We start from the raw sequence: 23,517 nt of genomic DNA, 5'->3' as shown, positions 1-23,517 counted from the left end.
GCTGCCATGAAAGCTGCCGCCATCCAGACCGTCTCCACGCCGCGCGTGGAAGAAAACCTCGCCACTGCCGCCGCCTTGCTGGAGCAGGCCGCCCGCGCCGGGGCGGAGCTGGCCGTGCTGCCGGAGTATTTCTGCCTGTTTGGCCAAAGCGACGCCGACAAGCTGCTCATCGCCGAGCCGTTTGGCCAGGGGCCGCTGCAAGAGTGGCTGGCCGGCCAGGCGCGGCGGCTGGGGCTGTGGCTGGCCGGCGGCACCATTCCGCTGCGCGCGCGCGGCGAAGACACAGAAGCAGGCGCGGATGCGCGCGCGTTCAACGCCCTGCTGGTTTTCTCGCCCGAAGGTCGCTGCGCCGCGCGCTACGACAAGATGCACCTTTTCCGCTTCAACGACGGCCAGCGCGCCTACGACGAATCGCAAACGCTGAAAGCGGGCCTCAAGCCGGCGCTGTTCGATCTGCCCTCGCGCGACGGGCACACCTGGCGCGTGGGCCTGTCCGTCTGCTACGACCTGCGTTTTGCCGAGCTGTACCGCCACTACGCGGCGCAGGGCGCCGATCTGCTGCTGGCGCCCAGTGCCTTCACCTGGGTGACGGGGCAGGCGCACTGGCAAACGCTGCTGCGTGCGCGCGCCATCGAAAACCTGGCCTGCGTCATCGCGCCCGGCCAGGGCGGCACGCATGAAAACGGCCGCCGCACCTGGGGGCACAGCATGCTGATCAACGCCTGGGGGCAGGTGCTGGCCATGCAGGCCGAAGGCGCGGGCGTGGCGCTGGCCGAGCTGGACGCCGCCCACACGGCGGCCTGCCGCGCCAGCCTGCCCGCCCTGGCGCACCGCGTGCTGTGAGCGACTTTGCCTTTCTCTCCGCCCCCACACGGGAGCTGCCCTGGCACAAGCGCGCGGCCCTCTCGCCGCGCGGCTGGGGGCTGTGGCTGCTGCTGATGACGCTGCTGGCGGCCCTGCTGGGCGCGCTGATCTGGCTGGCGCACGAGCACGGCCAGCAGCGCGCCCAGCGCGCGCTCGCCCGCGACGCCACAGACGCCGCCATCGAACTGGGGCGCACCCTGTCGCACAACTCGCAAATCCTGCAAGGGCTGCATCTGTCGCAGGCCGATCCGGCGAGCTGGGTGCTGCACGCCCGCCCCTTGCTGCAAAGCCACCGCGAATGGCTCCAGCTGGACTGGCTGGACAGCCGCCTCAGGCTCGTGGCCAGCGAAACCAGCCCCTGGCACGCGCGCCTGGACCCGCCTGGCCGCAGCCTGGCCGCCGAAGCGCAAGCCGCCTGCGTGACGGCGGAGCGCCTGAACAGCCCCGCCTACGCGCCCAGCCTGTTCATGCCGCAGCACGACGGCGGCGCGGGCCACGAAGTCATGCCCCTGTGCGTGCCCGTCGATCGCGGCTACGTGGTGGCCGCCTACTCGCTCAGCGCCATGCTGGCGCACATGGTGGACACGGCCTACACGCGGCGCCACCAGGTGTCGCTCGCCGAGCCGGACGGCACGCGCCTGGCCGTGGCGGGCGTGGTGCGGCATGGCTCCCGGGCCATCTCGTTTCAGCGCGTGCTGGATCTGCCGGGCGCCACCCTGGTGCTGCGCATGGACAGCCGCCGCCCCGCCGCCAGCTTGCTGAGCAGCGAAATGACCGCCCTGCTGGCCGGTCTCGCCCTGGCGCTGCTGGCCGTGCTCACCCTGCTGGCCTATGACCACGCGCGCCGCCAGCGGGCCGAAAGCGCGCTGGCCGAGGCGCTGGCCGTGCGCAAGGCCATGGAAGACTCGCTCATGGTGGGCTTGCGTGCGCGCGATCAGCAAGGCCGCATCGTCTATGTGAACCCCGCCTTCTGCGAAATGGTGGACTGCGACGAAAGCGAACTGCTGGGCACCGGCATTCCCGCGCCCTACTGGCCGCCGGAGCTGGCCGCCGGATACGCGCAGCATCAGATTCAGTGGCTCTCGGGCCTGTGGCGCAAGACGGAAGAGGGCCAGCAAGCCATTTACCAGCGCAAGGACGGCACGCGCTTTCCCGTGCTCGTGTTCGACGCCCCGCTGGTCACGCACGACGGCCGCCATATCGGCTGGATGAGCGTGGTCATGGATGTCAGCGAGCAGCGCCGCATCGAGCAGATGACGCGCGACAGCCAGGAGCGCCTGCAAGCCACCGCCCGCCTGGCCGCCGCAGGCGAAATGGCCTCGCACCTCAGCCACGAGCTGAACCAGCCGCTGGCTGCCATCTCCAGCTACGCCACCGGCTCGCTCAACCTGCTGGAGCAGCTGCACGGCGGCCAGGACGCGGCCGTCGTGGCCGATCTGCGCACTGCCCTCACCCGCATCGCCGGACAGGCCAATCGCGCCGGACAAGTCATCCACAGCGTGCACCTGGCCGTGCGGCGCGGCAGCGACCAGCGCGTGAACATCACTCCGCAGGCGCTGGTGCAGGCCATCCTGCCGCTGGTTCACCTGCACGCCGATCGCCAGAACGTGACGGTGGAAGTGGACGTGCCGCATGACCTGCCCCCCGTGTGGTGCGCCCAGGTGATGGTGGAGCAAGTGCTGCTCAACCTGGCGCGCAACGCCATCCAGGCCATGAGCGGCACCCCCCCGCCGCTGCGCAGCCTGCGCTTTTCGGCCAGCCTCGCGCTCTCGTGCGACAAAGTGATCTTCAGCGTGGCCGATCACGGCTGCGGCATTGCTCCCGGCGTGGCCCCGCGCTTGTACACGCCCTTTTTCACGACCAAGAGCGAAGGCATGGGCCTGGGCCTGTCGCTGTGCCGCACCGTGGTGGAGCAGCATGGCGGCACGCTCACGCACGAAGCCAACGAACCGCAGGGCACGGTGTTTTCATTCACCCTGCCAGTGGCTGTGGCCGGGCAGGCGGAGCCGTTTGAAGATGGAGCGATCAAAAAAATGGCCGATTTCCATTGAGCGGCAAGGCATTGCGCCGCCCAAAGCCAGCGCCCAAAGAATGCGGGCATGAAAAAAGGGAGCGGCGGCGCTCCCTTTTTCATGCCCTCCGTTCCGCTTTCATGCGCAGGGTGTTATTTAGCTCCTCTATCCATAGCATGATGTCCTAGTGGAATCTGCGCAGGGCGGCATTTCAGCTGCCTATATTTGCTCCTGTTTATGATGTGATTTGCAGGCTGTTTGCGTTCAGGCGCTCAGGAGCCGACCGCTTCTGGCAGGGCGGCGGGCGCGCCGCCGGAAGAAGCCGGGGTGATGTCGAGCACGGCCTTGCCCTCGGCGTCCAGGTCCACCGTCAGGCGGCCGCCATTGACCAGGCGGCCAAAGAGCAGCTCGTCGGCCAGCGCCTTGCGGATGGTGTCCTGAATGAGGCGCTGCATGGGGCGCGCGCCCATGAGCGGGTCAAAGCCCTTTTTCGCCAGCGTCTGGCGCAGGTGGTCGGTGAAGGTGACTTCCACCTTCTTTTCGGCCAGCTGCTGCTCCAGCTGGAGCAGGAATTTGTCCACCACGCGCAAGATGACAGGCTCTGTCAGCGGCTTGAAGCTGACGATGGCGTCCAGCCGGTTGCGGAACTCGGGCGTGAACAGGCGCTTGATGTCGGCCATTTCGTCGCCCGCCTGGCGGGTGTTGGTAAAGCCGATGGCGGCTTTGTTCATGGTTTCGGCGCCCGCGTTGGTGGTCATGATGATGATGACGTTGCGGAAGTCGGTTTTGCGGCCGTTGTTGTCGGTCAGCGTGCCGTGGTCCATCACTTGCAGCAGCACGTTGAAGATGTCGGGGTGCGCTTTTTCGATTTCATCGAGCAGCAGCACGCAGTGCGGCTTTTTGGTGATGGCCTCGGTCAGCAGGCCGCCCTGGTCAAAGCCCACGTAGCCGGGAGGCGCGCCAATGAGGCGGCTGACGGCGTGGCGCTCCATGTATTCGCTCATGTCAAAGCGTTGCAGCTCCACGCCCATGATGTAGGCCAGCTGGCGGGCCGCTTCGGTTTTGCCCACGCCGGTGGGGCCGCTGAAAAGGAAGGAGCCGATGGGCTTGTCCGTCTTGCCCAGGCCCGAGCGCGAAACCTTGACGGCAGCGGCCAGCGCCTCCAGCGCGGCGTCTTGCCCGAAAACGACGGATTTGAGATCGCGCTCCAGCGTTTGCAGCTTGCTGCGGTCGTCATGGCTGACGCTGGCGGGCGGGATGCGGGCGATTTTGGCGACGATGGCCTCAATCTCGCTGCGGTCGATGGTTTGCTTGCGCTGCTCGGGCGCGCGGATGCGCTGGGCCGCGCCGGCTTCGTCGATGACGTCGATGGCCTTGTCGGGCAGGTGGCGGTCGGTGATGTGGCGCGCAGCCAGCTCCACGGCCGCTTGCAGGGCGGCGGGCGCGTAAACCACGCCGTGATGCGCCTCAAAGCGCGGGCGCAGGCCATTGAGAATTTCCACGGTTTCGGCCACGGAAGGCTCGGGCACTTCCACTTTCTGGAAGCGCCGCGAAAGCGCCGCGTCTTTTTCAAAAATGCCCCGGTATTCAGTGAAGGTGGTGGCGCCAATGCACTTGAGCTGCCCGCTGGAAAGAGCCGGCTTGAGCAGGTTGGAAGCGTCCAGCGTGCCGCCGGAAGCCGCGCCCGCGCCAATCAGCGTGTGGATTTCGTCAATGAAGAGGATGGCGTGGGGCTTGTCGCGCAGGCTCTTGAGCACGCCCTTGAGGCGCTGCTCGAAGTCGCCCCGGTATTTGGTGCCTGCCAGCAGCGCGCCCATGTCCAGCGCGTAAACGACGGAGCCGGCCAGCACTTCAGGCACTTTGCCTTCGGTGATGCGCCAGGCCAGCCCTTCGGCAATGGCGGTTTTGCCCACGCCCGCCTCGCCCACCAGCAGCGGGTTGTTTTTGCGGCGGCGGCAAAGAATCTGGATGGTGCGCTCCAGCTCGTGCTCGCGGCCAATAAGCGGGTCAATGCGCCCTTCGCGCGCCTGCTGGTTGAGATTGACGGTGTATTGCTCCAGCGGCGTTTGCTTTTCGTTTTTTTCAGCGGCGGCGCCGTCAGCGCCCGCAGCGGCTTCGCCGCTTTCGGCATCGGCTTCGTCCTTGCGCACGCCGTGGGCGATGAAGTTCACCGCGTCCAGCCGCGTCACGCCCTGCTGGTGCAGGAAATAGACGGCGTGCGAGTCTTTCTCGCCAAAGATGGCCACCAGCACGTTGGCGCCCGTGACTTCCTGCTTGCCGCTGGCCGTGGACTGCACGTGCATGATGGCGCGCTGGATCACGCGCTGAAAGCCCAGCGTGGGCTGCGCGTCCACCTCGCCTTCGCCCGCCACTTGCGGGGTGTTGTCGGCGATGAAGCTTGAAAGAGAGGCGCGCAGCTCTTCCACGTTGGCGGCGCAGGCCGTGAGCACTTCGGCGGCGCTGGGGTTGTCCAGCAGGGCCAGCAGCAGGTGCTCCACCGTGATGAATTCATGGCGCTGCTTGCGCGCCTCGACAAAAGCCATGTGCAGGCTGGCTTCCAGTTCCTTGGCAATCATGGTGTGTCCTTTCTTGCTGCGAGAGCAGCGGGTGTATGCGAATGCAGCCCGACATGGGGCCGCTGGCGGGCGCTTTCAACCAGACCCCGCAGGCTCGGCCACGCATTGCAAGGGGTGGCCTGCCTGGCGGGCCGCATCTTGCACCTGTGCGGCTTTGGTGGTGGCCACATCGCGCGAATACACGCCGCAGATGCCTTTGCCCTCGAAATGGATCTTTTGCATGATCTGCGTGGCCGTGGCCTGGTCTTTGCCGAAAAACTCCTGCAAGACCACAACCACAAACTCCATGGGCGTGTAGTCGTCATTGAGCATGACCACCTGATACATGGGCGGAGGCTGCACGCGCGAGGGCGCACGCTCCAGCACCACCCCGCCGCCTTCGTCATGCTGGGGGCCGGCAGGAGAATCAGGGGGACGGGAGGAGGGAAGCGAAGCCATGAGAAGTCATTCTATCGGCGCAGGGGCCGGATGCGGCCTGCTTCAAATGATCGTAAAACCACGCCATGCAAGCCAGGTCTGAAAATTTTCAGAAAAAACACGTAATACACCGTATTCACACTTGACATTAAAAAAATCAATTTCAAAATGGGGCCGTAAACGGCAGCAACCTCATCAAGAAAAGGAGTTATCACGTGTCTGACAATGTGTTGGGTGAGTCCGACGGCACCGTCAAATGGTTCAACAATCAAAAAGGCTTTGGCTTCATTGAGCCTGATGGCGGCGGCCCTGACGCCTTTGCCCACTTTTCGGCCATTGAAATGGAGGGTTTCAAAACGCTCAAGGAAGGCGAGCGCGTGAAATTCGCGCTGGAAAAAGGCCCCAAAGGCCTGCTGGCTTTGCGCATCCGCACGGCCCGCAGCAGCAACCCTGAAGTCGAAGCTGAAGCGGCCTGAAGCCAACAGGCCCTGAGCCTGGAAACAGCGGGTGGCGGGCCTGACAATCACCGGCCATGACTGCCACCGCCACCCGCTCCACTTATGAAGACTTCATGCGCCATGTCTATACGCATGGCACGGCCAAAACCGACCGCACCGGCACCGGCACGCGCAGCGTGTTTGGCTACCAGATGCGGTTTGCCCTGCAAGAGGGCTTCCCCCTCGTCACCACCAAGAAAGTGCACCTCAAAAGCATCATCTACGAGCTTTTGTGGTTTCTGAGCGGCAGCGGCAACGCCCGCTGGCTGCAAGAGCGGGGCGTGACCATCTGGGACGAATGGGCCGATCCGCAAACGGGCGATCTGGGCCCCGTCTATGGCGTGCAGTGGCGCAGCTGGCCCGCGCCCGATGGCCGCCACATCGACCAAATCGCGCAAGTGGTGCAGCAGCTCAAGACCACGCCCGATTCACGCCGCATCGTCGTCAGCGCCTGGAATGTGGCTGATCTGGACCGCATGGCGCTCATGCCCTGCCACGCGCTTTTTCAGTTCTACGTAGCCGACGGGCGCCTGAGCTGCCAGCTCTACCAGCGCAGCGCCGATGTTTTTCTGGGCGTGCCCTTCAACATTGCCAGCTACGCGCTGCTCACCCACATGCTGGCCCAGCAGTGCGATTTGCAGCCTGGCGACTTCATCTGGACCGGCGGCGACTGCCACATCTATAACAACCATTTCGCGCAAGTGCAAGAGCAGCTGGCCCGCCAGCCTGCCCCCTGGCCCACGCTGCGCCTGCTGCGCCGCCCGCCTTCGCTGTTCGACTACGAATACGGCGACTTTGAAATCACCGGCTACCAGCCCCATCCCGCCATCAAGGCGCCCGTGGCCGTATGAGCGCCGAAACCAATGCCCAGCCCCAAACCCAGGCCAGACCGGCCCGCCTGGGCCTGATCTGGGCGCAGGCGCGCCGCCGCGTCATAGGCCGCGAAGGCGCGCTGCCTTGGCATTTGCCGCAAGACATGGCCCACTTCAGGCAGGCCACCGCAGGCTGCGCCGTCATCATGGGCCGCAAAACCTGGGATTCGCTGCCGCCGCGCTTTCGCCCCCTGCCGGGCCGCGTGAACATCGTCATCACCCGCCAGCCGGGCTGGAGCGCCCCGGGCGCGCGGCCTGCCGCCAGCTTGCCGCAGGCGCTGGCGCTGTGCCCGCCGCAAGCGGGCGCCTGGGTCATTGGCGGCGCGCAAATCTATGCCCTGGCCCTGCCGCTGGCCGATGAGGCGCTCGTCACCGAAATCGACGCCGACTTTGAAGGCGACGCCTTTGCCCCCGCGCTGGACCTGGTCCAGTGGCGCGAAGCCAGCCGCGAAAGCCACACCGCCGCCAGCGGCCTGCCCTTCAGCTTTGTGCGCTACGTCAGGCGCAGCGGCTGAACCTGGCGCCAGCGTCCGGCCCGCCCGAAATGCACTCCATGCACTCCATGTCGCCTCGGCGCGTTTCATGATTCAAAAAGAGGAGCAAATTCAGTGGCTCGGAAAATAGAGCCTGCGCCCTTTCCATTAGGACGTAGTGCTATTGAATAAGGAGCAAAATCCCGCTTTCCATAACTCGCGGCCAGGCTTTGAACTGGTTTTCAGTGGCGCGCACTGCCGTGCTGGCAAGCGGGCAGACGGGCCAAGTTTCTGCGTGGGCATCTTCGACTCTCAATCGGTCAAGCCCGTCTCAAAAGGGGGCAGCGATGACGCAAGCGCTTGGCCATCACACGATGGGGCTGTTGCTGGCTGTGGTGGTGCCTTCGACTGGCATTCAGGACCGGTGGATCTGGTTTGCCGCCAACCCGAAACTTGACGCCCTGCTCGGCAGCGCCCCCACAATCGCTCCATGCTTTTTCTTCTTTCACCAGCCAAGGCGCTGGACTACCAAACCCCGTTGCCGCCCGGCCTGCCGCACACGCTGCCGCAGTTTGCGGCGCAGGCGGCGCAGTTGATTGAGAAGCTGCGGCAGCTTTCGCCGCAGCAGGTGGCCAGCCTGATGGGGCTTTCTGACAAGCTGGCGGCGCTGAATGTGGCGCGGTACGAGGCATGGTCGCCCGTGTTCACGGCCAGCAACTCGCGGCAGGCCGTGATGGCGTTTGATGGCGACGTGTACGGCGGCCTTCAGGCGCGCACGCTCAGCGCTGAACAGCTGGCCTGGGCGCAGGAGCGCCTGTGCATTCTGAGCGGGCTGTATGGCGTGCTCAGGCCGCTGGACTGGATGCAGCCCTACCGGCTGGAGATGGGCGCGCGGCTGGCCACGGACGCTGGCGGCAATCTCTACCAGTTCTGGGGCAGCCGCATTGCGCAGTATCTGAACGAGCGGCTGGCGCAAGAAGGCGAGGCGGAGCCGGTGGTGGTGAATCTGGCCTCGCAGGAGTATTTCAGGGCGGTGGACCAGAAGGCGCTGCGCGCCCGCGTGGTGACGTGCGTGTTTCAGCAATACCGTGGCGGGCAGTACAGGGTTGAAAGTTTTGCCGCCAAGCGCGCCCGTGGTCTGATGGCCCGCTGGGCCGTGCAACGGCAGGCCGCCACGCCTGAAGCCCTGCGGGGCTTTGACGAAGAGGGTTATGCGTTGGATGCCGCCGCTTCCAGCGCCAGCCAGCTGGTGTTTCGCCGCCAGCTTTCATAGTCCAATTTCATGGCTAATCGGCCGCAAGTCCCCGTGGAATGGGCGCATGCCGCTATCAAAAACAGAGTAACCGGAGCTTTCTTTCATGCCAGACCGCTCTCCCCTGACCGAACACGCCGCTGCGCTGGCGGGCACCTTGCTGGGCAAGGCCACGCACTACCCTGACCGTTATGACGCCAGCTTGCTGGAGCCGCTGCCGCGCGCGCCCAAGCGGGCGGAGCTGGGCCTGGCCGGGCAGCCGCCTTTTGTGGGGGCGGATGTGTGGACGGCCTACGAACTCTCGTGGCTGAACACGCGCGGCAAGCCGCAGGTGGCGCTGGCGCATGTGACGGTGCCGTGCGAGAGCACGCACATCATCGAAAGCAAGTCTTTCAAGCTCTACCTGAACGGCTACAACGGCACGCGCTTTGCCAGCGCGGATGAAGTGCGTGAGCGCCTGCTGGCCGACGTGAACGCTGCCATCTGGCACGGCGGCGCCATGCAGGCGGGCGCAGGCGTGCGGCTGACGCTGCCCGAAGACTTTGGCGCCGAGCGCATGCAGGAGCTGGCGGGCCTGTGCCTGGACAGGCTGGACATTGCCTGCGACCGCTACGGCCCGCCCGCGCCGGAGCTGCTCACCGCCGCTTTTGACGAGCAGCCCGTGCAGGAGACGCTCACCAGCCATTTGCTCAAAAGCAACTGCCCCGTCACCTGCCAGCCCGATTGGGGCAGCGTGCAAATTGCCTACAGCGGCCCGCAAATCGACCAGGCCAGCCTGCTGCGCTACCTGGTGAGCTTTCGCGAGCACAACGAATTTCACGAGCACTGCGTGGAGCGCATCTTCATGGACATCACCCGCTACTGCCGCCCTGCGCGGCTGATGGTGCAGGCCCGCTACACGCGCCGTGGCGGGCTGGACATCAACCCCTGGCGCGCCAGCCACCCGCAGGCCGCGCCTGCCAGCGCGCGCACGGCGCGGCAGTAGCCCGGTCGGCAAGCACGGGCCGGAACGCAGGGAACACGAGGAATTGAGCCAGGGCCTGCTGGGCGTCAAACCCTTCCCATGCAGCTACGCGGCCTGCCGCCAGGCGCTGGCTCCGTCTTCGCGCAGCAAATCCAGCTGGCGTATGCGCTGCACGTGCGCATGCAAAGACTTGCGGGCGGCGGCATGCGCCTCGGGAGGAACGTCTGCATAGGCCAGAGGCAGCCAGTCATCGAGCGTGCCGCTGGGGCGTTGGCGCATGGCGGCGAGCACTTTGGCCTCGCGGGCCAGCCGGTGGGCCTTGAGGCGGACGATGGCCTGCTGCGCTTCGTGCAGCACGTGGCCGTGGGCCGGCAAGATGAAGTTCGCGCCATAGGCGGCGCAGGCGGCGGCCAATTTGTCAAGCGAGGCCAGATAAACGGTCATGTCGCCATCGGGCGCGTCAATAACGGTGGTGCTGCCGCTCAGGATGTGGTCGCCTGAAAAAAGCAAGCCGTCTTCCTCCAGCACAAGGCACAGGTGGTTGGCGGTGTGGCCGGGGGTGTGGATGACGCGCAGGGTGTGCGTTTGCTCGCCTGCCAGTTGCAGGCGTTTGCCGTCATACAGCGCCCGGTCGGGGGTGAAGGCGCTGTCTGGGCGCCCCTGCGGCGACGAGGGCAGGCCCAGCACGGGCACTTGCTTGGAGCACATGGCTTGCAGCAGCCAGCCGCCAGGAGCGTGGTCGGGGTGCGAGTGAGTGCAGATGATGGCGCGCACCTGCCCGCCAGCGGCCTGCCACAGGCGCTGCACATGAGCCTCATCAGCCGGGCCGGGATCGATCACGATGAAACCTGCTGCAGCGTCGCCCACCAGGTAGCTGTTGGTGCCCGGCCCGGTCATGAAGCCGGAGTTGGCCGCCGTCAGCCGCCGCACATTGCGCAGCAGGGGCACGGGCTTTTCGTGCTGCCAGCCAATTTCGTGCTCGCCTTGCCCATCGGGACAGACCAGCGCCAGCTCGCCAAAGGGCAGCTCGTGTTCCATGAAGCGCGCAATCCGTCCCTGCCGGCGGGCCGCGCGCGGGCAGCTCGTCCACAAAGGAGCCTCGCCTGCGCAAGCGGCCAGCACGGCGGCCACGTTGGGCTGGCTCCGGAGCCATTCCAGTGTTTTCAGCGTGGGAAACATGAGCGGCAGGCGGCCTGCGGCATGCCGGGCCAGCGCGGCGCTGGCCGTCAGCCACTGGGCGTTGAGCTGCTCCTGTCCATCCGCCTGGGGACGCTGCCCCGATGGCATGCGGGCCACGAAATGGGGCACGTCATAACGGCGTGGCCAGTCACAGCCCGTGATCCAGCGCGCCAGCAGAAACAGCTCGCACGCTGCCAGTTTCAGCCCTCGCGCCTGGCATTGGGGCGCCAGCGGGGCGTGGCGCTCCAGCCCGGCCACGTCTTGCGCTATGGCAGGCAGGCCGTCAGGGCGGCGGGCCAGCAGCACGCCCATTTCTTCAAAGGTTTCGCGCAAGGCAGCCAGCGCGGCTGTCAGCGCATGCCCCCGCTGGCGGGGGCGGGTGGCAGCGGGCAGACGGGCATCGTCTGCATCCACGCAGCCGCCCGGAAAAACGTAGGCGCCGGGCGCGAACCGCGCCTGGGCGGAGCGTTGCGTGAGCAGTACTTGAAGGCCCTTCGGGCCATCGCGCAGCAAAAGCAGGCAGGCCGCAGCCTGAGGCTCGGCAGGCGGGCGGGCCGGATACAGAAGCTGGCTGGAGCGGGGCATGACGACTTCTTTTCCATTATTGGAGCCGGCAGCGGCGGCATGGCCGCCTGGGCTGATCAAGCATATTCCTGGAAGGGACAGGGTTCATTTATTTTCTGAAAATCAATGAACCAATGCTTTTTTACCAATGAAGATACTCAAGACGGCTGAATTTGAAAATCAGCCTGCGGCCAGATTGGTTAAATCATAAGAAAAAGCATCAGCAGACGGATTCAGGAGACAAAATCCGCTTCGCCAGAGCATGCTTGATGGCAACGCCTGTGCAGCGCGCTGCTGGGAGGGCAGGGCACGGCAGCGCTTGAATATCGCGGTAGAAAATGCATACGCAGCGCATTCACGTCAGCCTCCTTTTTTTGACGGTTTTTCAAAACAAACCCCGCCTTGCCAAGGCAACGCAGGGCGCTCGCCTTGTTTACATTATAGATACATTTGTTGCGGCGCGCCATCGCCGTGAAAATAAATGCCTGCGAGGCGTCTCATGGCGCGTATTCATTGCAATACATGCAATACGTGCGCGAAGGTATTTCGCAAATTTCAGTCAGGCGCAAGTCCTGAGGCTGAGAACCTGTTCAAAGTCGGACGCGAGAGTGAATGAGCCTGGGTGGCCATGCGCAGGCCGCAGACGGACAGGCCAAGCGGCTGGCCGGTTGCAGCGCCGCAGGCCGATGGAGCTGCTTTTCGCGCCTGCGGACGGGCGTTGAATAGAGCTTTTTTGCTTCTCTATTCATAGCATGATGTCTTGATGGATACAGCGCTGAAAGGTGTTTTGGAGCCATCAGATTTGCTCCTGTTTTTGAGAGACTGTTCAGAGCCTGGCCGTGAGAGGCAAAAGAGTGAATCGTGATGAACAGCCAGGCCCAAGAGCGCCCGGCTCCGTGCTGTTTGCACCCACGGGCAGACTTTGAACAGGTTCCGGGAACAGGCACCCGCTGAAAGCGCCTTCACCAATCCAGCAGCGCCTGCACTGCCAGCCCCAGCGCCAGCACGCGCGCGTCCGTGCCGGCGCAGCCAGCCAGCATCAGTGCGGCGGGCGCTTCGCCGGGCGGGTGCATGGGCAGGCTCAGGGCGCAGCCGTCCAGAAAGTTGATAAGGCTGGTGTTGCGCAGCATCAGCGCGTTGGCGCGCCAGTAGGCTGCGTCGTCGGTTTGCAAGCTGGCGATGGCAGGGGCGGCAATGGGCACGGTGGGCATGAGCAGGGCGTCAAAAGCGGCCAGGCGCTGCTCCACCTGTGCAATCCAGCGGCGGCGGGCGGCCAGCAGGTCGATGTAGTCGGCGCAGTCCATTTGGCGGCCCGCCTCGATGCGGGCGCGAACGCGCGGGTCGTAGGCCGCGCCTTGGGCCGCCAGCCGCTGGCGGTGCCAGGCCCAGGCTTCGGCGTTGGAGAGCGTGCCTTTGGCGTGCAGGGCGGCCAGCTCGCGCCACTCGGGCAGGGGCAGGCGCGTCACGCGTGCGCCCGCGCTGTGCAGGCGCTCCAGCGCGCGGTCAAAGGCGGCGGCCACGTGGGCGTCCATGTCGTCCAGCGCGATTTCTGCCGGGCAGGCCAGCCGCGCGCCTGCCAGCGGTCGGGGCTGAAGTTGCCATGTCTGGCCGCTGAGCACGCCATCGGCCGTGATGCAGCACTGCACGCTGGCGGCCAGCGGGCCGACGGAGTCCAGCGAGGCAGACAGCGGCAGCACGCCTTGCCGGCTCACGCGCCGCTGCGTGGGTTTGAAGCCCGTCAGCCCGCACAGCGCCGAAGGAATGCGCACGGAGCCGCCCGTGTCCGTGCCGATGGCCAGCGCGGCCATGCCGTCCGTCACCGAAACAGCCGCGCCGCTGGAGGAGCCGCCGGGGATGCGGCCCGTGGCCCGGTCCCAGGGGTTGCGCGGCGTGCCCCGGTGCGGGTTCAGGCCCAGGCCGGAAAAGGCGAACTCCGTCATGCTGGTGCGCCCCACGATGACCGCGCCCGCCGCCAGCAGCCGGTCGATGACGGGCGCGTTGCACGCGGCAGGCGGCGCATCGGCCAGCACGGCCGAGCCGGCCGTGGTCACCTGGCCGGCCACGTCGAACACGTCTTTGACCGACACCGGCAGCCCTTCCAGCGGCGAGCGCACGATGCCCGCCTTGCGCAGCGCGTCGCTGGCGGCGGCCAGCGCCAGCGCGCGGGGGCGGTCAATCAGGGTGAATGCGCGCGCGCCTTCGCCAGCGGCATCTTCGGCGCGCGCCAGTGCGGCTTCGGCCAGCGAGCGGGCGCTGGCGCGGCCTTCGGCCAGATCAGAAGCCAGACGCGCCAGAGTAGGAAGGGTGTTCATCAGCGGGAATCCGTAGCGGGTGAATGCTCTGGAAAGGGCGGCATGATGCTCTGGAGCCTGTCATGCATCAACCCCTGCTCCCACTTGTGTATCCCGTGACGAGCTTGATTTGTCGCAGACACATGCTGGCTGTGGTGGTGCTTTCAGAAGGTGTTCAGGACCGGGTGGGAGCCAGGGCTTTGCTGTGAGGCTTTTCACGCGCTTTGAGTGCCTCAAGACTTTTTGTCGATGGCGGCTACACGGGTGCGCTGATTGGATGAGCGCTGAGCATGTTCGGCTGAAACATGCGGGTGTTCAAGCGCAGTAAGCGGCATGGTTTTAAGGCGCTGCCCAAGCACTGGATTGTGGAGAGAACCTTTGCCTGGTTGAATCAATCGAGAAGGCTGAGCAAGGACGACGAGGCCACTGTCGCTTCAGCCTTTCAAGGGCAGTCTCTCAGGCCGCCTGGCGCCATGCAGGCAGCTCTTGCTCACGCGCGGCATGGGCAGCATGAAAGAGGCCGTGGCGAAGCGCGCCGTGGCCACGGCGCATGGTGTCAATGCCCAGCAGCTCAAACAGGCTGATGAGCACCGACAGCCCGCCGCCAATGATGGCCTTGCGGTCTTCGCGAATGCCTGGCATATCCAGCGCGTTGATGTCGCCCGCATCAATCAAGCGCTGGCGCAGCCAATACAGCTGGCTCAGGGCGATGGCGTCGTCCATGCTGGTGCGGCCTGACTTGCGCAGCGCCGCCAGCACGGCGCCCACGGTGCCTGAGGCGCCGTAGGCCGCATCCCAGCGGGGGCGCGCAAAGCGCGTGGCGGCTTCAGCCAGCGCGGCCTTGGCATCGGCTTCGGCATCGGCAAAAGCGAGCGCGGTGAACTGACCGCTGGCGAAGTGGCGCTGTGAGCAGGTCACGCTGCCGATGGGGTAGGACTCCATGTCTTGCGCCTGCCGCCCCTGGCCAATGATGATTTCTGTGGATCGGCCGCCGATGTCCACTACCACGCGGCGCTCGTCGCCTTCAGGCAGCAGGCTGGTTACGCCCTGGTAAATAAGGGCAGCCTCCTCGCGTCCGCTGATGATGGCGATGGGCAATCCCAGCAACTCCTCGGCCTTTTGCAAAAAGGCGGCGGCATTGCGCGCTTCACGCAGGGTTTGCGTGGCCACGGCGCGGGCGCGCGCCTGGGGCAGCTCTTTCAGGCGCTGGCCAAAGCCCTCAAGGCATTGCCAGCCGCGCTGCATGGCTTCAGGCGAAAGCTGGCCTTGGGCGTCCAGCCCGCCGCCCAGACGCACGGTTTCCTTCAGATAGTGCAGGCGCTCGAAGCGGCCTGGAGCGGTTTCTCGGGCGATTTCCAGGCGGAAGCTGTTGGAGCCGAGATCGACGGCCGCCCAGAGAGCTTGAGACGGGGCGGCGCTGCGGCTTGTGTCGTCGGTCATGAGAAGGTGGGTTGTTTTGAGGTTCTTCTGGTCTGGGGGCCAAGCCAGCATAGCACCGGGCTGCGCGAGGCCGAATGGCCTGCCGCCGCGTGGGGTTGGGTGGCGGACCGTTGGAGGGAAAAGCGCGGAGGTGTTTCGCTCCTCTATCCATAGCAATAGGTCCTAGTGGAACGTGCGCAAACCGAACTTTTAAGCATCGTTATTTTGCTCTCTTTTTTTGGATATCTGAACGACAGCTGCCAGTGCCGGAAAAGCCCAGAGCTTTGGATTTCTGGGTTTCCCTTGGGCTTGGGGTTTGGGTTGCTCGCCTGGCAGGCTGGAGACGGCCTATTCAGGCGGGCTTGCGGGCCAGCATGGTCACGAATTTGAGTTGAATGGGCTTGCCTTGCGCGTCGGTGGCGTGCATGGAGCCGATTTCTTCGCGGTATTCGGCCATTTCCCAGCCTTCGTAATATTTTTTCAATTCGCCTTCGCGGAAGGTGAATGAAAATGGCATGACGCAAGGGTGATCTTCCGTATCCATGGCCGAAACAATCAGGTTATAGCCGCCCGGCGTGGTGTGCGTCTGCATGTTTTCAATAATGGCGGGCACGCGGCCGGCATCGAGAAACATGAAAACCACGGTGGCCACGAGAAAATCGTAATTTTCAGCCAGCGCAGCGGTATTCATGTCGTAAATGCAGGTTTGCACGCGCAGGTTTTCCGCGTCGGCCATGTCTTCCAGCGCGGCCAGCGGGGCCGGGTTGTAGTCGCTGGCGGTCACGTCAAAACCCAGCAGGCCCAGATAGAGCGCGTTGCGCCCTTGCCCGCAGCCCAGGTCCAGCGCCTTGCCGGGCGGCACGCGGCGGGCGGCGTCCACCACGGCGGAGTGGGTGGCCGTCATGCCGTATTTCTTGCTGAAATAATCTTTTTTCTCGCAGTGAAATTCAAGCTGGAAAGCCGAATCGTCATCCAGCAATTCGGCCTTGTGCCAGGCTTGCGGGGTAATGGTCCATACTTCGCTTTGCGGGGTGAGAATATGTTCGGCCAGGGTTTCTCCGGCTTCGTTCATTTCGTGGAATTTCACGCGGCCTTTTATCACGCGCAGTTTGCCCCAGGTGCCTGCCTTGGTATTGTGGCGGGACAATATGCTGGGCGGAATATTGTTTTTCGTCCAGACGGGCATGGTTTTATAGCAAATCAAATCGGGCGTGGCGCTCATGGTTTTTTCCTTGGGTGAATGATTGCGGGCATCATACCCGCCGCTTCATAACCGCACTGGTTTTGCCGTATTTGCAATTGAAATGGGCACAATCAGGGCTTTTTTTGCTGGCGGTTTTCACTCATGGCCCTGCTGACTTTGCTTGATGCCCAACTGGCCTTTGGCCACTTGCCTTTGCTTGACCACGCAGACTTTGCCTTGCAGGAGCGCGAGCGCGTGGGGCTGATTGGCCGCAACGGGGCGGGCAAGTCTTCGCTGCTGAAAATTCTGGCCGGGCTGGAAAAGCCCGACGACGGCGCGCTGCAAATGCAGCAGGGCCTGCGGCTGGCCTATGTGCCGCAAACGCCTGCGCTGCAAGGCTTTGAAACCGTGCAAGACGCCGTGAGCGCGGGCATGGCGCACATGGCGGCGCTGATTGAGCAATACACGCAAGGCGAAGGCGATTTGGCCGAGCTGCAAACCCGCATCGAGGCCGAAGACGGCTGGAACTGGCCGCAGCGCGTGCAGCAAACCCTGCAAAAGCTGGGGCTGGACGGCGCGCGCCGCGTGGCCGAGCTTTCGGGCGGCAGCCAAAAGCGCGTGGCGCTGGCCCAGGCGCTGGTGGCGCAGCCGGATGTGCTGCTGCTGGACGAGCCGACCAACCATCTGGATTTGGCCGCCATTGGCTGGCTGCAAGAGCTGCTGCTGGCCTACAAAGGCAGCGTGGTTGTCATCACGCACGACCGCGCTTTTCTGGATGCCGTGGCCACGCGCATCGTGGAGCTGGACCGGGGCCGCCTGCGCAGCTACCCCGGCAACTTCGCCGCCTATCAGGCGCAAAAAGAAGAGCAGCTGGCGCAAGAAGCCACGCTCAACGCCCGGGCCGACAAACTGCTGGCGCAAGAAGAAATCTGGGTGCGCAAAGGCGTGGAAGCGCGCCGCACCCGCGCGCAAGGCCGCATCAACCGCCTGCACGCCCTGCGCGCCGCCCGCGCCGCCCGCCGCGAGGCGCTGGGCCGCGTGCGCATGGAAGTGGCCAGCGGCCAGCCCAGCGGAAAAATCGTGGCCGAGCTGCACAACGTCAGCAAAGCCTTTGGCGGCCCGCCCGTGGTGCAAGGCTTTAGCGCCACCCTTTTGCGCGGCGACAAAGTCGGCCTCATCGGCCCCAACGGCGCGGGCAAAAGCACGCTGCTCAAACTGATCCTGGGCCAATTGGCGCCCGACAGCGGCCGCGTGCGCCAGGGCGCCAGCCTGCAAGTGGCCTACTTTGACCAGATGCGCGCGCAGCTCAATCCGGATGCCACGCTGGAAGACTTCATCAGCCCGGGCAGCGAATGGATCGAAATCGGCCAGCGCCGCCAGCATGTCAAAAGCTATCTGGGCGACTTTCTTTTCAGCCCCGCGCGCGCCGCCTCGCCCGTGCGCAGCCTCTCCGGCGGCGAACAAGCCCGCCTGCTGCTGGCGCGCCTGTTCGCCCGCCCCGCCAATGTGCTGGTGCTCGACGAGCCGACGAACGATCTGGACATCGACACCCTGGAGCTGCTCGAAGAGCTGCTGCAAACCTACGACGGCACCGTCTTTCTCGTCAGCCACGACCGCGCCTTCATGGACAACGTCGTCACCAGCACCATCGCCTGGGAAGGCGGCGGCCAATGGCGCGAATACGAAGGCGGCATCACCGACTGGCAGCAGCAAAGCGAACGCGCCCGCGCCTGGCTGGCGCCCGAAGCCGCCGCGCCCGCGCCTGCATCCAAAACATCCAAAACGCCCCGCCCGTCCGCGCAGCCCGCCCCGGCGGCAGCCCAAACCGCCGCCAAATCTGCCGCCCAAGCCACCGTCAAACGCAAGCTCAGCTACAAAGAGCAGCGCGAGCTGGACGCCCTGCCCGCCCGCATCGACGCACTGGAAGCTGAGCAGGCCGCCATCCGCGCCCAGCTGGCCGACGGCACGCTCTACCAAAGCGACCTGCCCAAAGCCATTGCCCTACAGGCCAGAGACAGCGCCATCGAAGAAGAACTGCTGCACGCACTGGAGCGCTGGGAAGCCCTGGGCGCATGAAACGTCAGCCCCGCATGCGGGTAAACACCCATTTGCGTCACTCTTTTCTCGCGTTGGCACGATCTGACACACATTGACACCGCAACTTGCCAGCCTGATTGCACAAAAAGTGTCACTTCCGGAAGGCTAGAGCGCTGCTTCTGTGACCAAATGCACACTTTCGCCGCTCATTCCGGCAGCGCTTCCGACCTTGGCATGCGCTGGCACACCGGCTGCAAGATAAAAGGCGTCGGCGGCGCATCAGTATCTGCCCCGAATTCCAAAGATCCATTTCACAACTCTCTCAAGGAGAAAATCATGAAAGCAATGCAAAAAGGTTTCACCCTCATCGAACTGATGATCGTCGTGGCGATTATTGGTATTCTGGCCGCCATTGCGCTGCCCGCTTATCAAGATTACACGGTTCGTACGCGTATTTCTGAAGGTTTGACGTTGGCCTCTGGTGCGAAGGCTATGGTCAATGAAGTTGCCACGCCGAATGATTTGACGGTTGCGGCCACCACCTGGAATGCGCAGCAAAATGGTACCGGTGCCACTTCCAAATATGTGACAAGTGTTCAAATTGCTGGCGGCAACGGAGAAATTACCGTCACTTATAATGCGGCAAATGTTGGCCCGATTGGTACGGCTAATACGCTGGTACTGAAGCCTTCTATCAATGTAAACGGCACGTTTACAGCCTTGGATGCGGCGCTGACTGCCAACGAAAGTGGTGCGATTGACTGGGCTTGCGGATCTGCCACGACTGCTGCTGCAACCGCTCGTTCCATGCCTGTTACGGCCGGTACCCTGGCAGCCAAATATGCACCTGCAGAATGCCGTTAATGAAGTGCTATTGTAGGTAGCTTGAAGAAGGACACCTTTGGTGTCCTTCTTTTTTTGTTTTAATGAATTGGAGTTCATGTGAGAAATGGATTTACTTTGCTGGAGCTAATGATTGTTGTGGCGATTGTTAGTATATTGAGTGCCATTGCACTGCCAGCATATCAGGATTACGTTATACGTGCACGGGTAGCAGAAGGCCTTGCGCTGGCCACGCATGCCAAAACATTGGTTAGTGAAGTGGCAACTGTGAATGGATTAGGTGTTGTGGCAAGTTCGTGGAACGCCCAGCAAGGGGGCGTGGGTTCGTCATCCAAATATGTTGATTCCGTACAAATTGCGGCCACGACAGGCGTGGTGACAGTCTCATTCAACACGGCAAACGTCGGAGTGTCGAGTGTCAACAACAAGCTGGGTTTTTATCCATTCGTCAAGAGTGCGGCGGGTTATCAAGATTTCGCTACGGCAATCAATAGTGGATTAACAGGACCTGTGGATTGGGCGTGTACGTCGTCGACTAACCAGGTAGCAACTTCCAGAAGCATGGGGGCTGCAATTACTGCAAATGGCATAGAAACTAAATATGCTCCGGCTGAATGCAGGTAAGGTGTTGCTTCAGTAGATACATATACTCGATAAAGTAAAACAGAATGGATCAATCAATTTTTAGGCAAAGAATAAGGTTTGCTGCTCGCTTGGCAATCAAGCACTTTGCGGTTTGTATGCTGATTGCGGGCGGGGCTGCATGGCTTGTGTTTGGTTTCTGGTATGCAGGGGTGATGTCGACTCTGTTCAGGGTCTCTGCAATATATTTTTTGTTGCTTGGGGTGGATGTTGTGTGTGGTCCATTACTTACTCTTGTGTTGGCGAGTCCTGATAAATCACGGCGCGAATTGATAATGGATTTGAGCTTGATAGGAGCAATTCAACTGACTGCTTTAGGTTATGGGCTGTATGTGTTAGAAGAGTCGCGCCCGGTTGCAATTGTTTTTGAGGCGGATCGTTTGGTTGCTGTTGGAAAAAATGAATTATATTTATCAGATTGTGCTGGCGGCGAACTTGGAAAGCTTGGCTGCGAATTTCCACCATGGAAGAAAATAGAGTGGACTGTGGCAAAAAAGCCAGAGGATGTTATAAAAAGCATGGAATTGTCATTGCAGGGTGTCTCTGTTTCGATGCGACCTGTGTTATGGCAGAAGTGGAATTGGAATAATGTAGAGATACAAAAAAATATTAAGCCTATAGCGCAAATCGAGGATAAATTGAAAAAAATAGAAAAAGCAGGCAATGAATTGCCGAAGAAGGATTTATTTTTTTTGCCATTGACATCTTCCAGGGATATGAATTGGATTGCTGTATTTGATAGAGATGGGAAATGGGTGGACTCTATGCCAATTGACGGATTTATATAAGTCAATGCATTTTGACTATGCATTGGTAAAACGCAGGAATGTCACCTTGTTGTTATAATGCGAAATCATGAAAAACAATGTATCTTTGATTGATGTTGAAAAAGGTGCCAAGGCGCGCATCGTCTCCATCATCCCCAGCGCCGAGTTCGGCGACATCGATCCGCTGGTAACCCAGCGGCTAACGGACTTGGGCTTTTCCGAAGGCATGTCCATCACGCTGCTGTCACGCGGCCTGCTCAAACGCGGGCCTTACGCGGTGCGGCTGGGCAATTTGTCTCAGTTCGCATTGAGGAGACCGGAGGCGGCGAAGATCATGTGTCGCGTGGAAGAGTGAAAATCACTCTTTTTCCACGAAGAATCTTGTGATGACTGCGAGTCGATTCGCCCTGCTGGGCGCGCCCAACTGTGGCAAGACGGTTTTGTTCAACGGCCTGACCGGCTCCAATGCCAAGGTGGCCAACTATGCCGGTGTGACGGTGGACCGGCGCGAAGGCCGGTTTGTTGACGACCCGAACGTGGTGGTGATTGACCTGCCCGGCACTTACAGCCTGCGAGCAACCAGCCCTGATGAAAAGGTGGCGCGCGACGTGGTGCTGGGCAAGCTCGGGCAACAGCCTGACGCCATTGTTTCCGTGGCCGATGCGACCAACCTGCGCATGACGCTGCGCATGGTGCTGGAGGTGAAGACGCTGGGCTTGCCCATGGTGGTTTCGCTCAACTTGAGTGACGTGGCACGCCACCGTGGCCTGAAGATTGACGCGGCCAAGCTCAGTGAACTGCTGGGTGTGCCTGTGCTGGAGACGGCGGCCATTGACAGCCGCAGCATGCGCGCCGTGCGCGAGGCGGTGGCCAGGCTGCCGCGCAAGACTGAAGGTGCCGCTCATGCCCTCACGCTCGAAGAGGCGGAAAAACGGCTTGACGCGCTGGACAGCAACGCCCTTTATGCGCAGGTCGAAGACATCTTGCGCCAGGTGGTGCGCCACGAACTCACCCTGCCCGCTTGGCATCGCCAGCTGGATGCAATCGTGATGCACCCGGTCTGGGGCATGCTGATTCTCATGCTGATCCTCATGCTGGTATTCCAGGCGGTTTACGCCTGGGCCGAGCCGGTGATGGGGATGATTGAAGATTCGTTCGCCTGGCTGGGCGATGTGATTACGGAGAACATGGATGAAGGCCCGCTAGCCAGTCTCATCAAAGACGGCATCCTGGCCGGCGTGGGCAGCGTGCTGGTGTTTCTGCCGCAAATCACGATCCTGTTTGCCTTCATCCTGCTGCTGGAAGACTCCGGCTACCTGCCGCGCGCGGCGCTGCTGCTGGACAACGCCATGTCGCGCAGCGGCCTGTCGGGCCGCGCCTTCATTCCGCTGCTGTCCAGCTTTGCCTGCGCCGTGCCTGCCGTGATGGCGGCGCGCACCATTCAAGACCCGCGCGAGCGCCTGGTCACCATCGCCATTGCGCCCATGCTCACCTGTTCGGCGCGGCTGCCCATTTACGCGCTCATCATCGCCGCCGTCATTCCTGACGAAACCGTGCTGGGCATCTTCAACCTGCAAGGCCTCACACTCTTTGGCCTTTACCTGGCGGGCATTGTGTCAGCGGGTTTCACGGCCTGGGTGCTCAAGGTGCTGGCGCGCAAGCGTGGCCACGTGCAGCAGTTTCCGCTGCTGATGGAGCTGCCCACCTTCCGCATGCCCAACTTCAAGCACATCCTCATCAGCCTGTGGGGCAAGGTCAAAGCCTTTTTGATGCGCGCGGGCACGGTGATTTTTGCCCTGAGCGTGGTGCTCTGGGCGCTGGTGAGCTTTCCCGGCGCGCCCGAAGGCGCCACGCAGCCGGCCATTGACTACAGCATCGCAGGCCATCTGGGTCATCTCATTCAGCCGCTTTTCGCGCCGCTGGGCTTTACCTGGCAGATGTGCATCGCCATGATTCCCGGCATTGCCGCGCGCGAAGTGGTTGTTTCGGCCCTGGGCACTGTCTATGCCATGACAGCCAGCTCCGAAGAAGCGCTGGAAACGGCCCTCATCCCCGTGGTGCACGACAACTGGGGCCTGCCCACGGCCTTTGCCTTTCTGGCCTGGTACATCTACGCACCCATGTGCCTGGCCACGCTGGCCACCATCCGGCGCGAAACCAATTCGGCCCGCCACACTCTGATGATCACGGGCGGCCTGTTTGCCGCAGCCTACTTGTTCGCCCTCATCGTCTATCAGATTGCATCAAGGATTTTGGGATGACACAGCAAATCATCGTCGGCCTCATCGTCGCCGCCTGTTTTATCTACATGCTGCGCAAATTCGTTTTTCGCAAGAAAACCGCTGGCGGCGCCCCAGGCTCTGCTTGCAGCAAGTGCAACGGTTGCAGTGAAGGCAGCAAGGGCGGCGGCTGCCATTGAAGCCACGCCCGGCGCGAGGCAGTGCGCGACTGGGCAATGAAAGCGGGAATTCCGGATCGCCCTGCCTGTCAAGCTGCCTAAAAGGCTGTTCGCAAGAGACAAAAAACGGACGAGCTTTTTGGCGGCGGCCAGACGCAAACCGCAAACGGGCTGGCTGGTGGCTGAACGGTTGCGGCGCCATAGACCGACGGGGTCGCTTTTTGCGCTCGCAGCCGGACATTGAATGAAGCTGTTGCTCATTTATTC

The 23,517-nt window shown here is 63.0% G+C and carries 20 protein-coding genes and 1 pseudogene; 15 read left to right on the top strand and 6 right to left on the bottom strand.

Going from position 1 to position 23,517, the window contains the following annotated elements:
• Positions 1-6 precede the first annotated feature (6 nt).
• Together QB898_RS02090 and QB898_RS02085 are read left to right on the top strand one after the other, a co-directional pair.
• The gene (locus QB898_RS02090; protein WP_279523598.1) at positions 7-843 is read left to right on the top strand and encodes a carbon-nitrogen hydrolase family protein; all 837 of its coding nucleotides are present in this window, start codon (positions 7-9) and stop codon (positions 841-843) included.
• Entirely contained in the window at positions 840-2,915 is a 2,076-nt protein-coding gene (locus QB898_RS02085; RefSeq protein ID WP_279523597.1) for a sensor histidine kinase, read from the top strand. Before QB898_RS02090 ends, QB898_RS02085 begins: the two co-directional genes overlap by 4 nt.
• Before the next feature lie 233 nt (positions 2,916-3,148).
• Here QB898_RS02085 and clpA read toward each other — a convergent pair whose 3' ends face one another.
• Positions 3,149-5,452 carry an ATP-dependent Clp protease ATP-binding subunit ClpA gene (gene clpA / locus QB898_RS02080; RefSeq protein ID WP_279523596.1) on the bottom strand — a complete coding sequence of 768 codons (2,304 nt, stop codon included), beginning with the start codon at positions 5,450-5,452 and terminating at the stop codon, positions 3,149-3,151.
• Between the two features lie 75 nt (positions 5,453-5,527).
• Positions 5,528-5,890: an ATP-dependent Clp protease adapter ClpS gene (gene clpS, locus QB898_RS02075; RefSeq protein WP_050715314.1), complete on the bottom strand. Its 363-nt coding sequence runs from the start codon at positions 5,888-5,890 to the stop codon at positions 5,528-5,530.
• Positions 5,891-6,084: 194 nt separating this feature from the next.
• Between clpS and QB898_RS02070 the strand changes: the two genes are divergently transcribed.
• The 5 genes from QB898_RS02070 (at position 6,085) to queF (ending at position 9,948) form a co-directional block, all read left to right on the top strand.
• A complete protein-coding gene (locus QB898_RS02070) occupies positions 6,085-6,345 on the top strand; it encodes a cold-shock protein (protein WP_102283428.1) in 261 nt (86 codons plus the stop codon).
• A 56-nt stretch (positions 6,346-6,401) separates the two neighbouring features.
• Positions 6,402-7,217, top strand: coding sequence for a thymidylate synthase (locus QB898_RS02065; protein WP_279523595.1), 816 nt, complete (start codon positions 6,402-6,404; stop codon positions 7,215-7,217).
• The gene (locus QB898_RS02060) at positions 7,214-7,753 is read left to right on the top strand and encodes a dihydrofolate reductase (RefSeq protein WP_279523594.1); all 540 of its coding nucleotides are present in this window, start codon (positions 7,214-7,216) and stop codon (positions 7,751-7,753) included. The genes QB898_RS02065 and QB898_RS02060 overlap by 4 nt, the downstream gene beginning before the upstream one ends.
• 448 nt (positions 7,754-8,201) lie before the next feature.
• Positions 8,202-8,984 carry a peroxide stress protein YaaA gene (yaaA, locus tag QB898_RS02055; RefSeq protein ID WP_279523593.1) on the top strand — a complete coding sequence of 261 codons (783 nt, stop codon included), beginning with the start codon at positions 8,202-8,204 and terminating at the stop codon, positions 8,982-8,984.
• Between the two features lie 85 nt (positions 8,985-9,069).
• A complete protein-coding gene (gene queF, locus QB898_RS02050) occupies positions 9,070-9,948 on the top strand; it encodes an NADPH-dependent 7-cyano-7-deazaguanine reductase QueF (protein WP_279523592.1) in 879 nt (292 codons plus the stop codon).
• Positions 9,949-10,032: 84 nt separating this feature from the next.
• On the opposite strand, the gene QB898_RS02045 is transcribed toward queF, so the two are convergent.
• Positions 10,033-11,691, bottom strand: coding sequence for an MBL fold metallo-hydrolase (locus QB898_RS02045; RefSeq protein ID WP_279523591.1), 1,659 nt, complete (start codon positions 11,689-11,691; stop codon positions 10,033-10,035).
• Positions 11,692-12,632: 941 nt separating this feature from the next.
• Positions 12,633-13,982 (bottom strand): amidase, encoded by a 1,350-nt coding sequence (locus tag QB898_RS02040; protein WP_279523590.1) that lies wholly within the window; start codon positions 13,980-13,982, stop codon positions 12,633-12,635.
• A 290-nt stretch (positions 13,983-14,272) separates the two neighbouring features.
• On the opposite strand from QB898_RS02040, the pseudogene QB898_RS02035 reads away from it, so the two are divergent.
• Positions 14,273-14,401: pseudogene (locus QB898_RS02035) on the top strand (IS5/IS1182 family transposase); the annotation flags it as partial.
• Between the two features lie 16 nt (positions 14,402-14,417).
• Here the strand turns inward: QB898_RS02035 and QB898_RS02030 are convergent.
• Both QB898_RS02030 and tehB read right to left on the bottom strand, forming a co-directional pair.
• The gene (locus QB898_RS02030) at positions 14,418-15,401 is read right to left on the bottom strand and encodes a Ppx/GppA phosphatase family protein (protein ID WP_279523589.1); all 984 of its coding nucleotides are present in this window, start codon (positions 15,399-15,401) and stop codon (positions 14,418-14,420) included.
• A gap of 331 nt (positions 15,402-15,732) precedes the next feature.
• Positions 15,733-16,602 (bottom strand): SAM-dependent methyltransferase TehB, encoded by an 870-nt coding sequence (gene tehB, locus QB898_RS02025; protein ID WP_279523588.1) that lies wholly within the window; start codon positions 16,600-16,602, stop codon positions 15,733-15,735.
• Positions 16,603-16,725: 123 nt separating this feature from the next.
• Here tehB and QB898_RS02020 point away from each other — a divergent pair, with 123 nt between their 5' ends.
• From QB898_RS02020 to QB898_RS01990, 7 genes are all read left to right on the top strand, one after another.
• Positions 16,726-18,639 (top strand): ATP-binding cassette domain-containing protein, encoded by a 1,914-nt coding sequence (locus QB898_RS02020; RefSeq protein WP_279523587.1) that lies wholly within the window; start codon positions 16,726-16,728, stop codon positions 18,637-18,639.
• Between the two features lie 150 nt (positions 18,640-18,789).
• A complete protein-coding gene (locus QB898_RS02015) occupies positions 18,790-19,464 on the top strand; it encodes a pilin (RefSeq protein ID WP_346429790.1) in 675 nt (224 codons plus the stop codon).
• A gap of 78 nt (positions 19,465-19,542) precedes the next feature.
• Positions 19,543-20,067 (top strand): pilin, encoded by a 525-nt coding sequence (locus tag QB898_RS02010; protein WP_082203168.1) that lies wholly within the window; start codon positions 19,543-19,545, stop codon positions 20,065-20,067.
• A gap of 44 nt (positions 20,068-20,111) precedes the next feature.
• Entirely contained in the window at positions 20,112-20,873 is a 762-nt protein-coding gene (locus QB898_RS02005) for a hypothetical protein (RefSeq protein WP_279523586.1), read from the top strand.
• A 67-nt stretch (positions 20,874-20,940) separates the two neighbouring features.
• A complete protein-coding gene (locus tag QB898_RS02000; RefSeq protein WP_279523585.1) occupies positions 20,941-21,207 on the top strand; it encodes a FeoA family protein in 267 nt (88 codons plus the stop codon).
• Between the two features lie 31 nt (positions 21,208-21,238).
• On the top strand, positions 21,239-23,113 hold the full coding sequence (gene feoB / locus QB898_RS01995; RefSeq protein ID WP_102283415.1) for a ferrous iron transporter B: 1,875 nt from the start codon (positions 21,239-21,241) through the stop codon (positions 23,111-23,113).
• Positions 23,110-23,271: a FeoB-associated Cys-rich membrane protein gene (locus QB898_RS01990; RefSeq protein ID WP_346429789.1), complete on the top strand. Its 162-nt coding sequence runs from the start codon at positions 23,110-23,112 to the stop codon at positions 23,269-23,271. The genes feoB and QB898_RS01990 overlap by 4 nt, the downstream gene beginning before the upstream one ends.
• Positions 23,272-23,517 lie beyond the last annotated feature (246 nt).

The sequence above is a fragment of the Ottowia cancrivicina genome, from assembly GCF_029813755.1.
In the GTDB taxonomy this organism is placed as follows: Bacteria; Pseudomonadota; Gammaproteobacteria; order Burkholderiales; family Burkholderiaceae_C; genus Ottowia; species Ottowia massiliensis.
This window is presented reverse-complemented; position numbering and strand designations above follow the sequence as displayed.